The organism is Arthrobacter sp. TE12231 (genome assembly GCF_054062895.1).
In genome coordinates this window covers 1,922,013-1,934,372 of sequence record NZ_JBSSFS010000001.1, presented here as the reverse complement: position 1 = coordinate 1,934,372, position 12,360 = coordinate 1,922,013, and the positions used below count along the sequence as shown (strand labels likewise).

Sequence of the window (12,360 nt, the reverse complement as noted above, 5' to 3'; positions counted from 1 at the left end):
ACGTGGCCAAGTCGTTACGTGCCGGGCTGATTCCCCGCCCCGGGGACGGGTTCAGCGGTGCGGACGCGGTGCAGGCGTGCCGCACCGCCGCGCCGGGTCAGCTCGCGGGAACCGGTTCGAAGACGCTGATCCGGAATCGGGCCGAGACGGCGGTGCGCGGCGGAAGTCCGGCCTCAAGCGCCGCGAGGGCGCTCCGGTCCAGATGGTGTCCCGCCGGACCCATCAGGGCAAGGTTGGTGACGTCGCGCGGGCTCAGGGAGAGAGCCAGGTCCAGATCCCGGGTTCCGACGGGAGCGAAGTGCGTGCCCAGGGATGCCGCGAGCCGCTCGTCCTTGGCCGGCTCGATCCCCAGCATGCCGGTCTGTCCGGCGATCTCGGCCAGGTGGCCGGGCCGGGGCGTGACCACCACGAGGCGGCCGCCGGGCCGGAGCACCCGGGCGAACTCCGGCGCGTTGCGCGGCGCAAAGACCACCGTAACGACGTCGACGGCGTTGTCCTGGACCGGCAGAGGCTGCCAGACGTCCCCGGCCACGTTGAGGGCTTCCGGGTTCATCCTGGCGGCGCGGCGCAGCGCGAACTTGGAAATGTCCAGACCGATGGCCGCAGCCGAAACACTACCCGCCGGAGGGCGCTCGGGGTCCGCCCCCTCGGATTCAGCCCTGTCCTGGTCAAACCTGTCCAGCAGTGTCCTGAGGTAGTGGCCTGTGCCCGTTCCGGCATCCAACACCGTGGGCCGCCCGCCCGCTGAAGCTGCGAGCGCCGGTAAGGACACCTCGGCAACGGCATCGGCCAGCGGCTGATAGTGCCCTGCGGAGAGGAAGTCGAAGCGGGCCGCGACCATGTCCGCGCTGTCCGCCTCAAATACCGTCCCCTTGCCGACCAGAAAGTTGAAGTACCCCTGCTTGGCGGCATCGAAGCTGTGGCCGGCGCCGCACTGCAGGGTCGGGGCGCCAGCGTCGCTGGACCGGAGGCTGGTCCTGCACACCGGGCACAGCAGGGGGAAGTCGGGGGCGGGAGGCATACCTTCATCCTAAGCGCGGATGCCGGGGGAGCTTCGCGGAATCGCCCCTGCGGAATCAACCCTGCGGAATCACTCCTGCGGAATCAGCCTCGGGGGATCGGGGGTGGGCCGGAGGCATCGCCGCTGGGACCGCCGTGTCAGCTGATCCGCTCAGCCAAGGCCACGATGATTCCCTCCGGACCCCGCACGTAGGCCATGCGCCAGACGTCCTCATACTGGCCGATGCCACCGACCAGCCCGTACCCCTCCCCGGCCAGCCGATCGACGTGCGCCTGGAGATCATCGACCTCGAAGGCGACACTGCGCAACCCGAGTTCGTTGGCCATGGCGGCGGGCGATCCCGGCTCGGGGCCGGGCCGGACGAAGCTGGAAAGCTCCACCCCTGTACCTCCGTCAGGCGTTCGCAACATAACGATCTCTGTGCGGGAATCAGGGATCGCTATGACCGTGTCGATGAACTCGCCCTCCACGAACGTCCGGCCCTCAATCTCGAGACCGAGTCCAACGAAGAACGCTGTCACCTTGTCGAGGTCCTGGACCGTGACGCCGACGTGGTCGAACCGCATGATGCGCGACATGAGCAAAGCCTCCAAGTGTTCGTTCCAAGCCGCCCAAGACCGAGCCTACGGTGAAATCACAGCGCGAGGAACACTCTCGAAATAGGAGCTGATCGAAGGGATAAGACATGCCGTCGGTATCGGCGGGAATCGACAAACGACATGTCCCCAGTCCGCGCCGCACCGGACCGGCGTGAGGTATTTCACAGTCTGCGTACCTCGCGTTAGGCTCGCAAGCGTGAAATCTGAACATCTACCGCTGCTCAATTCCGTTTCCACCCCCGCCGTGCATCCGGACGGCTCACGTGCCGTGGTGTCCGTGATCCGCCCGGACTTCGATGCCGACACCTACGTGGGCCAGTTGTGGACCGTCCCGCTGGGCTCGGACCACCCTGGTCAGGTCCCCCTCGATCCGGACCGGCGGCCCCGCCGCCTGACCCGCGGTTTCCGTGACACGGCGCCGGATTTTTCCCCGGACGGCCGGGCCCTTGCGTTCCTGCGGGCGGCCGCGGGCGGGAAGCCGCAGCTCCACGTCGTGGAAGCGGCCGGCGGCGAACCCCAGCAACTCACCGCAGCACCGCTGGGTGTCAGCTCGTTTGCGTGGTCGCCCGATTCCGGGAGCATCGTCTTCAGTGCCAGGACCCCGGAGGAGGGCCGGTACGGCAGCGTCGACGGTGTCGGTGCCGGCAGCGAGGACGCCCGGCTCATCACCGACTTCAAGTACCGGATGAACGGCCTTGGCTATACCGCCGACAAGCCGCTGCAGCTGTTCATCGTGGACGTGCCGCCGCTTGACGCTGAACCGAAGGTCGCCCCGGCCGGACGCGCATTGAAGGCCCTCGGCGCCGCGGCCGATCCGCATGAGCCCGCCGCCAGCCTGCTGCCGGCCGCCCGGCAACTCACCAGCGGGGCGGCCGATCACGACGGCGCAAGCTTCAGCGCCGACGGCGGCACGATCTTCTTCACCGCGGCCCTCCACGAAGGGAGCGACACCGACCTCGTCAGCGGCATCTACTCGATCCCCGCCGCCGGAGGGGAGCCGGAGGCCATCCGGCCGGCCGATGCCGGGCGGCAGAGCATCAGTGCCGTCCGCCAGTCCGCCGATGGCCAGTGGATCTTCTTCCTGGCCCAGGACATGGGACCCTCAGGCCACGACTTTGTCGCCAGGAACACCGCCCTGTTTGCCATGCCGGCCACAGGCGGCCACGCCACTGCGCTCAGCGATGTGGAGACCTTTGACCTGTCCGGCGGCAGCCGGATCGAACTGCGCGGCGCCGCGGGCGCCCTGGTGCTGAACAACGCGCGGGGAACCGTGGAACTGCACGAGTTCCTCGTCGACGGCGGCCACACCGTGCTCCTGGACGGCAACCGGGTAGTCACCGGCGCCGCCGGCGGCGGAGGCTCCCTGGCGGTGAGCTTCAGCGATTCCACCACGGCCGGCGACGTTGCCGTGCTCGACGGCGGGCAGCTGCGGCGGCTGACGGACTTCTCCGCGCCGCTGCGGAGCGTGGCGGACATCGGCGAGCCGCAGGAACTCACGATGCCCTCGACCGACGGCTACCCGGTCCATGGCTGGCTCGTCAAACCTGCAGGCCCCGGCCCGCACCCGGTGCTGCTGACCATTCACGGCGGCCCGTTTGCCCAGTTCAGCGTGGCCTTGTTCGACGAAGCGCAGGTCTATGCCGGGGCCGGCTACGCCGTGCTCATGTGCAACCCGCGGGGCTCGGCCGGCTACGGGCAGGCCCACGGGCGGTCCATCAAGGAGCGGATGGGCACCGTGGACATGCAGGACGTTCTGGCTTTCCTGGACGGGGCCGTGGAGAAGTTCGACGAACTGGACGCTGCCAACGTCGGCATCATGGGCGGATCCTATGGCGGCTACCTGACGGCCTGGACCATCAGCCACGACCACCGCTTCCGGGCGGCCATCGTGGAACGCGGCTTCCTGGATCCGGTGAGCTTCACCGGGTCCTCGGACATCGGCTGGTTCTTCGGCGGTGAATACACGGGCCGTACGGCGGAGCAGATGGCCGCCCAAAGTCCCATGGCGCGAGTGCACAACGTGCGGACGCCGTCGCTGGTGATCCACAGCGAGGATGACCTCCGCTGCCCCGTGGAGCAGGGCCAGCGCTACTTCACGGCCCTCAAGCAGCAGGGGGTTGAGACCGGATTCCTGGTCTTCCCGGGCGAGAACCACGAGCTATCGCGCTCCGGCACCCCACACCACCGCAAGCAGCGCTTCGACGAAATCCTCAAGTGGTGGGCCCGCTACCTGCCGTCCGGGAAGAATCCGGCACCGCAGCCCTAGTCCTCCGCCGGGTCCGGCAGGAAACCGAGTTCCTGCCGGGCACGGCTGATGTCCGGCTGGGCCCAGCGGGCGGAGTATTCAGCGTTGTTGCTAATGGAGCGCAGCTCGGCCCGGTCGAGGTACAGGATGCCGTGCAGGTGGTCGGTTTCGTGCTGGACAATCCGGGCCTGCCAGCCAGTGAAAGTCCGCTGCAGCTGTGTGCCGTCCGGTGTTGTGAAGTCGAGCTGGACCGACTCCGGCCGCAGCACGGCAGCCTGCAGGCCGCCGACGGAGAGGCACCCCTCATAGAACGCCACGGACGTCCTGCCAAGGGACTGATAGCGCGGGTTCAGCATGGCAAAGAACGGCAGCGGTTCCCGTCCGCGGACGGCAGCCACCTCGGGATCGACGGCAAACTGGTCCTCCAGGACGGCGATCTGCAGGGGGATCCCGAGTTGGGGTGCTGCCAGGCCAACGCCCGGTGCCTTGTGCATCACGCTGCGCATGAGGTCGATGAGGTGACCGAGTTCGGCGTCGGTCACCTGGCCTTCGAACGGCGCGGCCACGTGCCGGAGGACTGGATGCCCGGCCTGGACGATCGGCGGCAGGATGCCCGCGCTCAGGATCTCCTGGACGGTCTCCTGGATCCGGGCGGCGCTGTAGTCGGTGGGCCTGGCGTCAATGGACATGCCCTCAGACTACTGGCGGCCGCAGGCAGTTGTAACAAAATCGTAGATCTGTCCCCGAAGTTTGTCGCCGGCAGCGATCTTTAGGACGCCCTCCCGGCCCGCCACCGTGATGCGCAGCGGCAGGAGTGTGCCCACTTTGTCTTCGGCCACGGCGTGGGGATCGCAGCGGGCTGGCCGGATTCCAAGCCGCAGTTCCGCAGCCGCCCCGCCGGCGCGAACCGTGAACGCCCGCGGCCACGGAGCAGCCGGGGACTCGGCCAGCAGGGTGGTTTCGTCAATTCGGTCTATCACCAACTCACCGGCGCCCGCTCCGCCGGTGCCCCCTGCCTTGGCGGCGGCCGGTGTAACGAGCAGACGCACGACGGCGGTCCGGCCGTCCGCGGCGACCTCAAGGTCCGGAGCCAGTGCGAAAGCCGCCACCGCTGCGGCTTCGCGGGTCAGGCACATCTCAGCGTTGTTACGCGCCAGGACCCCGAAGGGATCTTCAGCCGTGGTTGGGCCGGTGGCCGGGTCTGTTGCAGCGGCTGCTGGCGGCGCCAGCCGGAGGGTCACCTGCGCTGATCCGGTGGTTCGGGTGGTCCCGCCGGTTTCGTCCCCGGGCACCCCGCGGGATGCGCCAGTGCTGTTACATTCCGGCGCGGATAACGGTGCCGGCAGACTCTTCATCTGGCCGGGCGGCAGCACGATACCGCCGGCGGTCGCCGGCCAGGCGATCGGGGCCGCGAAGAGCGGCGTGCTCAGTTCAGCACCGAGGACCGTCAGAGGAGCGACCGTGGTGTTCGTGAGTTGGATTTCGATGATCTGATTGCTGTAGTTGTCGCGAAACTGGTTGAGTTCAACGGTCACCGGCCCGGCGGAGGTGGCTGTCGCTACGGCTGTTGGAGCGGAGGGCGTGCCGGCGGACCCGCCACCGGTGCCCGTGCTGCAGGACGCTGCGGCACCCAGTACGGCCACGGCGGACGCTGCGCTGCACAGTATGCGGAACACTGTGCGGAACACTGTGCGGCGCCGCGGCACCGAGAGGCCGTCCATGCGCACAGTCTATTCCGCGCCACGGTCACCCATGGGCCGGGCAGCCACGGGAGCTTCAATGCATGGTGAACCGGCGCGCGATCAACGAATTCACCGCCGGGACTGCGGCCACGCCGCCGATGGCCCGATTCCGCGCTGCCAAGAGGCCGTCCGCGAGGGGCCGGCCCAGGGCCATGTTGATTTCCGCCCGGCGGGCGGCCTTGGCGGCTGCCCTCAGGCGGGCGAGTTCAAAAGTCCGCAGACGGTCCGCCACATTGTGACCGCGCGCCGCTGCCGTCATGATCGGCGCCAGGTCCGCGGCATCCAGCCAGCCCAGGTTCATGCCCTGCCCGCCGATGGGGCTCACCTCGTGGGCCGCATCCCCGATCATCACCACCCGGCCGGCTGCCATTCGGCGCACCAGGCGCGTGCGGACACCAAAGCTGCTGAGCATGCTGTTGGTCCCGGCATCGATCTCGAATCCCGTCCGGTCCCGCACACACTGCATCAGCCACCGGGCATCGCCGTCACGATCGCCGGCGGCCGGGTCGCGGGCAGCGAGTTCACGGCCAATGAAGTCTCCGGGGCCCAGCCGGACCACCCAGCGGCGCAGACGACCGGGCAGGGGAAACGACTCCACGATTCCCGCACCGGCCAGGAACAAAGCCGCGTCGGGACCAAAGCCGGTCCCGTCCGCGAAGTCGCCCATGAGGTAGCTGTCCGGATGGTCCTTGGTGCGCAGGGCGATGCCCTGCACGGACCGCACGGTGGATCGCACGCCGTCGGCGGCGATGACCAGCGGCGCCGTGTATCGGAGGGCGCCCCCCGGGGATGCGGCTTCCACCGTGACCCGGACGCCGTCGTCAGACAACCCGGTGACACGGACGGTGCGGTGCACAGCGCCGCCGTCGAGCTCGTTGACCCGCTGTTCCAGCAGCGCCTCAGTACGGCCTTGCGGCAGTGACAGCACGAACGGGAAGCGGTCCGAGACTCCGGCGAAAGACATCGTGGCGAGCGTCCTTCCGCGGGCCAGGGCGACGCCGCGGCGGATCTGGACGCCCTCGGCAACCAGGGTTTCCCCGACTCCTGCGCGGGAGAGGGCCTCGAGGGCCGGCGGATGGATGCCGATGGCCCGCGAATGGGGTTCCGGGGCGCTCCGTTGCTCCAGCACCTGCACCTCCACCCCCTCCTGGAGCAGCAGGGCGGCCATGAAAAGTCCCACCGGGCCGCCGCCGATGATCAGCACATCAGCCACCGGCGGGTGGTCCTTCCGGGTGGCCGGCGTCGGCGGTGTCCAGCAAAAGGAGGTTGCGGAAGGGGGCGTGGCGGGCAACCGTCCAGCCCGGGGGAGCGGCGGCGGTCAGTTCCGCTGCGGTGAAGCTTCGCCGGATCGAGGTCAGCCCGTCCTGCCGGATGTAGGAGCCGGTGAACACCCAAGAGGCTGCACCGAAGAGCGCGTAGGCGGCGGGGCTGCGGCGGATGTCGTTGTGGATCACCGTGCCGCGGGACAGCCTGGCGGATTCGGCCAGGAATCCCGGCAGTCCGTCCAGGTGGTGCAGTACATGGTTGGACACCACGAAGTCATAGCGGCGGCCTTCTGCGACAAGCTCGGCGGCGGCCGCCTGGCGGAAGGTGATACCCGCAGACGCGTGCCGGTCCGTGGCGAACAGGCTGGCCCGCGGATCCGGGTCAATGGCCGTGATGTCCAGCCGCAGCCCGTCCCGGCCGGCCCAACGCGACAGCAGGACCGGAACATCGCCCCCGCCGCAACCGATGTCCAGCAGGGTCATCGGGGTGTCCGGGGTCAGCCGCGGCCGCACACGGCGCCGATAGATGCCGCGCCACCCGGCGACCGCGCGGTTGACGAGCGCGAACTGGGCATAGGTGCGCTCCAGTCGGCCGGGATCGCAGCCGGGCAGGTCCATTTCCTCGACGGCGTCGGACGCGCGGTCCCGCAGAAGGACCGAACGGAGTCGGTCCGTCGTGAATAGCCGCACGTTGGAGGGTTTCAGCGTGGCCGCTTTCAGGCCCGCACCGAGACCGGGCGCGCCGGGTCTGCGCCGGCGGTCTCGGCGTCGGGAGTTTCCGCGGCTGCGGCGGCCCGCCGCACCGGAAGTCGGGTGAAGAGCGCTGTTTCCACGGTCAGGCCCGGGCCGAAGGCCATGGAGCAGATCCGTTCCGCACCCGGATTGACTGCAGGAACGTCTTTCCCGTCCCGGTCCTCGCCGGCGGCCGGCAGGTCAAGGATGTGCTTGATGACGAACAGGACGGTGGCACTGCTCATGTTGCCGAAGTTTCGCAATGTTTCCCGGGCAGGGACAAGTTGTTCATCGCTGAGCTCCAGCCGGGACTGAACCTTGTCCAGGATGCTCCGGCCGCCGGGATGGATGGCCCAGTGCTGGATGTCGCCGTAGCGGAGTCCGTGCAGCGAGCCGTCCCGTGACAGGAGAGGTTCGAGGGCGCCGATAATGTGGTCGTCGATGATGTGCGGGACATAGTTCCCCAGAACCATCTCGAAGCCTTCGTCGCCGATGTTCCAGGCCATGGATTCCTCCCCGACCGGCGTCAGGACGGTTTCGAAGTGGTCCAACTGCAGCAGGGCAGGCTCACCGGGGATATCCCGGGCGGTGACGACTGCCGCAGCGGCGCCGTCGGCAAACAGTGCCGACCCCATGATGGTGTCGGGGTCGTTGGAGGTCCGGACGTGGAGCGAGCACAGTTCGGCGCAGACCACCAGGACCACAGCCTCGGGATCTGCCTCGCAAAAGGACTTCGCCGCCCGCAGCGCCGGGAAAGCGGCGTAGCAGCCCATGAAGCCCAGGTGGTACCGCTGAACGGCCGGGTTCAGGCCCAGGGCGCGGACGATCTTGTAGTCCGGCCCGGGATTGAAGAATCCGGTACAGGAAACGGTGATCAGGTGGGTTACGTCCAGCACATCGACCCCGGGACAGGCATCCAGGGCTTTTTGGGCGGCTTCAATGAAGAGCTTGGTGGCTTCCGTGGCGAAGATGTCGTTCCGGACCTTGGTGCTCGGGCTGAGCAGCAGGCCCGTGGCAGGGTCGAAGAATTGCGGATCTTGCGCCCGGCTGTCGGTGGTGAGCTCCTTGACCGCCGTATGCCGGGTGTCGATGGCTGCGGAGTCAAAGCAGGTGTTGACGAGCCGGGATCCGAGCCGCGTCAGGCCCGGCTGGGCGGCGAACACGGCCCTGGCCTCGGGCTGGACCAGAATGGTTGGCGGGACTGCAGTTTCCAAAGACCTCAGGTAGACCGTCATGGTTCATTCTCAGTGAGCCCGGCGTCAAAGACAATGCATGGGACGGAGATTCGGGGGCGCCGGCGGCGCTGGACAAGTCCGGCGGAGCGTAGCACGATCACAGATGTGACCAGCATGCCCGCCCCGGATCCGCAGCAAAGTGATCCACAGCCACGAGACGAGCAACGCCTCCGCGATCTCGCGCGGCTGCGCCGCGTCCGCGACCGGATGGACAGGGAGTACGCGCAGCCACTAAACGTCGAGGCCCTTGCCCGCGGCGTGCACATGTCCGCCGGACACCTCAGCCGCGAGTTCCGTCTGGCCTACGGTGAGTCCCCGTACAGCTACCTGATGACGCGCCGGATCGAGCGCGCCATGGCACTGCTGCGCCGCGGCGACCTCAGCGTCACTGAGGTCTGCTTCGCCGTCGGCTGCTCCTCGCTGGGCACCTTCAGCAGCCGCTTCACCGAGCTGGTCGGGGTGCCTCCCAGCGTCTTTCGGCGGGAGGCAACGCGCACGACGGCGGGCATGCCGTCCTGCGTGGCGAAACAGGTCACCCGACCGGTCAGGAATCGAGAAGCGCGGGCCCACGAGCCGCAGCTAGCATGAACGCCATGGACATCACCATTCTCTCGAGTTTCCTCCCACACACCGATCCGGACGCCTCGCTGGCCTTCTACCGCGACACCCTCGGTTTCGAGGTCCGCAACGACGTCGGCTACGGCGGGATGCGCTGGCTCACGGTCGGCCCCGCCGGGCAACCGGGCACGTCAATCGTGCTGGAACCGCCGGCCGCGGACCCCGGAATCACCGACGACGAGCGCGGCACCATCGCCGAGATGATGGCCAAGGGCACCTACGCACGGGTCCTCCTGGCCACGACCGACGTCGACGGCACGTTCGAGCGGCTGCAGGCCAGAGGCGCCGAGGTCGTCCAGGAGCCCACCGACCAACCCTACGGGGTTCGTGACTGTGCCTTCCGCGATCCCGCGGGCAACCTGATCCGCATCCAGGAACCGCGCTGAGCCCTCCGCGGACCAGCCCATGAAACAGGACCGTGGCTGCCTCCCGATGCTGGTTAGATAGAGCACAGCGACGCCGACAGAGACCGCGAAGGCGGTCCCGTAGAACAGATGGAGACACCATGAGCATGGCCACGGGGACGGACACGGAGGCGCCCGCGCAGCAGATTGCCGATACCCACGACATGATCCGTGTGCAGGGCGCCCGCGAGAACAACCTCAAGGATGTCAGTATCGAGATCCCGAAGCGCCGCCTGACGGTGTTCACCGGCGTCTCCGGCTCGGGTAAGAGCTCCCTGGTGTTCGGCACGATCGCCGCGGAGTCGCAGCGGATGATCAACGAGACCTACAGTGCCTTCGTGCAGGGCTTCATGCCGACGCTGCAACGGCCCGATGTCGACCTCCTGGAAGGCCTGACGACGGCGATCATCGTCGACCAGGAACGGATGGGCGCCAACCCGCGCTCCACCGTGGGCACCGCCACCGACGCCAACGCCATGCTCCGGATCCTCTTCAGCCGACTCGGGCAGCCGCACGTCGGTTCGCCAACCGCGTTCTCCTTCAACGTCCCGACGCGCAAGGCGAGCGGGGTGATGAGCACCGAGAAGGGCGGCAGGGTCGAGAGGAACGTGGTGCGCGACGTGGTGTACCAGGGCGGCATGTGTCCGCGCTGCGAGGGCATGGGCGCGGTGACCGACTTCGACCTCACGGCGCTGTACGACGACACCAAGTCACTCAGTGAAGGTGCGCTCACGATCCCCGGTTACAGCATGGACGGCTGGTACGGCCGCATTTTCAGCGGTTCCGGATTCTTCGACATGAACAAGCCGATCAGCAAGTTCACCAAGAAGCAACTGGACGACCTCCTCTACAAGGAGCCGACCAAGATCAAGGTCGAGGGCATCAACCTCACGTACGAGGGGCTGATCCCGAAGATCCAGAAGTCGATGCTATCCAAGGACGTCGACGCGCTGCAGCCGCACGTGCGCGCGTTCGTGGAACGGGCGATCACGTTCACGACCTGCCCCGCATGCGGCGGCACCCGGCTCAGCCAGGAGGCGTTGTCCTCGAAGATCAAGGGGAAGAACATCGCTGAGGCCTGCGCCATGCAGATCAGCGACCTCGCCGACTGGGCCCGCGGCCTTGACGAACCCTCCGTGGCCCCGCTGCTCGCCGGACTCCAGCACATCCTCGACTCGTTCGCGGGGATCGGCCTGGGCTATCTCTCCCTTGACCGGCCGGCGGGCACCCTGTCCGGGGGAGAGGCACAGCGGACCAAGATGATCCGCCATCTTGGCTCCTCGCTGACCGACGTCACCTACGTCTTTGACGAGCCGTCGATCGGCCTGCATCCCCATGACATCGAGCGGATGAACAGGCTGCTGCTCCAACTTCGCGACAAGGGCAACACCGTGCTCGTCGTGGAGCACAAGCCGGAGATGATCGCGATCGCCGACCACGTCGTCGACCTCGGCCCCGGCGCCGGCACCGGGGGCGGCAGCGTGTGCTTCGAGGGCACGGTAGAGGGCCTGCGGGGGAGCGGGACCATCACCGGGCGTCACATCGACGACCGGGCCAGCCTCAAGGACTTGGTGCGTTCGTCGTCGGGCACGCTGGAGATCCGCGGCGCGTCCATGCACAACCTCAAGGATGTGGACGTCGACATTCCGCTCGGGGTGCTCTGCGCCGTCACTGGCGTCGCAGGCTCCGGGAAGAGTTCGTTGATCCACGGCTCAATCGACGGCCGCGAGGGCGTAGTGGTGGTCGACCAGAGCGCGATCCGCGGCTCAAGGCGGAGCAACCCGGCGACGTACACCGGGCTGCTGGACCCGATCCGCAAGGCGTTCGCGAAGGTCAACGGGGTGAAACCGGCGCTCTTCAGCTCCAACTCCGAGGGCGCCTGCCCCGCGTGCAACGGCGCCGGCGTCATCTACACCGACCTGGGAGTCATGGCCACGGTCGAATCCGTTTGCGAGGAGTGCGACGGGAAGCGATTCCTGGCGTCAGTGCTGGAGTACAGGCTGGGCGGCCGGAACATCGCCGAAGTCCTCGCGATGTCGGTGGCCGAGGCCTTGGACTTCTTCGACGACGGCGAGGCCAAAACACCCGCCGCGCACAAGATCCTGGGCCGGCTCGCCGACGTCGGCCTCGGCTACCTGACCCTCGGCCAGCCACTCACCACGCTGTCCGGCGGGGAACGGCAGCGGCTCAAGCTCGCCACCCAGATGGCCGAAAAGGGCGACGTCTACGTCCTCGACGAGCCGACCACCGGCCTGCACCTGGCCGACGTCGAGCAGCTGCTTGGTCTTTTGGACCGCCTCGTGGATTCGGGCAAATCGGTCATCGTCATCGAGCATCACCAGGCGGTCATGGCGCACGCCGACTGGATCATCGACCTTGGCCCCGGCGCCGGCCACGACGGCGGGAGACTGGTCTTTGAGGGAACACCCGCTGACCTCGTCGCCGGACGTTCAACACTCACCGGCCAGCACCTCGCGGCTTACGTCGGCGCCTGAACAC

11 protein-coding genes are annotated in these 12,360 nt (G+C 68.1%); 4 read left to right on the top strand and 7 right to left on the bottom strand.

Annotation, left to right across the window (positions count from 1 at the left end; translation table 11 throughout):
• Nucleotides 1–97 precede the first annotated feature (97 nt).
• Nucleotides 98–1,021 carry a putative RNA methyltransferase gene (locus tag ACVWYS_RS08795; protein WP_456509024.1) on the bottom strand — a complete coding sequence of 308 codons (924 nt, stop codon included), beginning with the start codon at nt 1,019–1,021 and terminating at the stop codon, nt 98–100.
• Between the two features lie 137 nt (nt 1,022–1,158).
• A complete protein-coding gene (locus ACVWYS_RS08790; protein WP_456509590.1) occupies nt 1,159–1,599 on the bottom strand; it encodes a VOC family protein in 441 nt (146 codons plus the stop codon).
• 217 nt (nt 1,600–1,816) lie between these two features.
• Here ACVWYS_RS08790 and ACVWYS_RS08785 point away from each other — a divergent pair, with 217 nt between their 5' ends.
• Entirely contained in the window at nt 1,817–3,886 is a 2,070-nt protein-coding gene (locus ACVWYS_RS08785) for a S9 family peptidase (protein WP_456509022.1), read from the top strand.
• On the opposite strand, the gene ACVWYS_RS08780 is transcribed toward ACVWYS_RS08785, so the two are convergent.
• From ACVWYS_RS08780 to ACVWYS_RS08760, 5 genes are all read right to left on the bottom strand, one after another.
• Nucleotides 3,883–4,554, bottom strand: coding sequence for a peptide deformylase (locus ACVWYS_RS08780; RefSeq protein ID WP_456509021.1), 672 nt, complete (start codon nt 4,552–4,554; stop codon nt 3,883–3,885). The genes ACVWYS_RS08785 and ACVWYS_RS08780 overlap by 4 nt on opposite strands.
• A gap of 9 nt (nt 4,555–4,563) precedes the next feature.
• A complete protein-coding gene (locus ACVWYS_RS08775; RefSeq protein WP_456509020.1) occupies nt 4,564–5,586 on the bottom strand; it encodes a hypothetical protein in 1,023 nt (340 codons plus the stop codon).
• A gap of 55 nt (nt 5,587–5,641) precedes the next feature.
• Nucleotides 5,642–6,820, bottom strand: a complete 1,179-nt coding sequence (locus ACVWYS_RS08770) for an FAD-dependent oxidoreductase (RefSeq protein WP_456509019.1) — start codon at nt 6,818–6,820, stop codon at nt 5,642–5,644.
• Nucleotides 6,813–7,490, bottom strand: a complete 678-nt coding sequence (locus ACVWYS_RS08765; RefSeq protein WP_237563307.1) for a class I SAM-dependent methyltransferase — start codon at nt 7,488–7,490, stop codon at nt 6,813–6,815. The genes ACVWYS_RS08770 and ACVWYS_RS08765 overlap by 8 nt, the downstream gene beginning before the upstream one ends.
• Nucleotides 7,491–7,588: 98 nt before the next feature.
• A complete protein-coding gene (locus ACVWYS_RS08760; protein WP_344367665.1) occupies nt 7,589–8,839 on the bottom strand; it encodes a type III polyketide synthase in 1,251 nt (416 codons plus the stop codon).
• Nucleotides 8,840–8,953: 114 nt separating this feature from the next.
• Between ACVWYS_RS08760 and ACVWYS_RS08755 the strand changes: the two genes are divergently transcribed.
• The 3 genes from ACVWYS_RS08755 (at nt 8,954) to ACVWYS_RS08745 (ending at nt 12,356) form a co-directional block, all read left to right on the top strand.
• Nucleotides 8,954–9,427: a helix-turn-helix transcriptional regulator gene (locus ACVWYS_RS08755; protein ID WP_456509164.1), complete on the top strand. Its 474-nt coding sequence runs from the start codon at nt 8,954–8,956 to the stop codon at nt 9,425–9,427.
• Nucleotides 9,424–9,843: a VOC family protein gene (locus tag ACVWYS_RS08750; protein ID WP_456509018.1), complete on the top strand. Its 420-nt coding sequence runs from the start codon at nt 9,424–9,426 to the stop codon at nt 9,841–9,843. The genes ACVWYS_RS08755 and ACVWYS_RS08750 overlap by 4 nt, the downstream gene beginning before the upstream one ends.
• Before the next feature lie 119 nt (nt 9,844–9,962).
• A complete protein-coding gene (locus ACVWYS_RS08745) occupies nt 9,963–12,356 on the top strand; it encodes an ATP-binding cassette domain-containing protein (RefSeq protein ID WP_456509589.1) in 2,394 nt (797 codons plus the stop codon).
• Nucleotides 12,357–12,360: the final 4 nt, after the last annotated feature.

Bases quoted from the DNA above. Each gene is read 5' to 3' on its own strand.
- ACVWYS_RS08795 (WP_456509024.1), bottom strand. From the start codon at position 1,021: ATGCCTCCCGCCCCCGACTTCCCCCTGCTGTGCCCGGTGTGCAGGACC.
- ACVWYS_RS08790 (WP_456509590.1), bottom strand. From the start codon at position 1,599: ATGTCGCGCATCATGCGGTTCGACCACGTCGGCGTCACGGTCCAGGAC.
- ACVWYS_RS08780 (WP_456509021.1), bottom strand. From the start codon at position 4,554: ATGTCCATTGACGCCAGGCCCACCGACTACAGCGCCGCCCGGATCCAG.
- ACVWYS_RS08775 (WP_456509020.1), bottom strand. From the start codon at position 5,586: ATGGACGGCCTCTCGGTGCCGCGGCGCCGCACAGTGTTCCGCACAGTG.
- ACVWYS_RS08765 (WP_237563307.1), bottom strand. From the start codon at position 7,490: ATGGACCTGCCCGGCTGCGATCCCGGCCGACTGGAGCGCACCTATGCC.
- ACVWYS_RS08760 (WP_344367665.1), bottom strand. From the start codon at position 8,839: ATGACGGTCTACCTGAGGTCTTTGGAAACTGCAGTCCCGCCAACCATT.
- ACVWYS_RS08755 (WP_456509164.1), top strand. From the start codon at position 8,954: ATGCCCGCCCCGGATCCGCAGCAAAGTGATCCACAGCCACGAGACGAG.
- ACVWYS_RS08750 (WP_456509018.1), top strand. From the start codon at position 9,424: ATGAACGCCATGGACATCACCATTCTCTCGAGTTTCCTCCCACACACC.
- ACVWYS_RS08745 (WP_456509589.1), top strand. From the start codon at position 9,963: ATGAGCATGGCCACGGGGACGGACACGGAGGCGCCCGCGCAGCAGATT.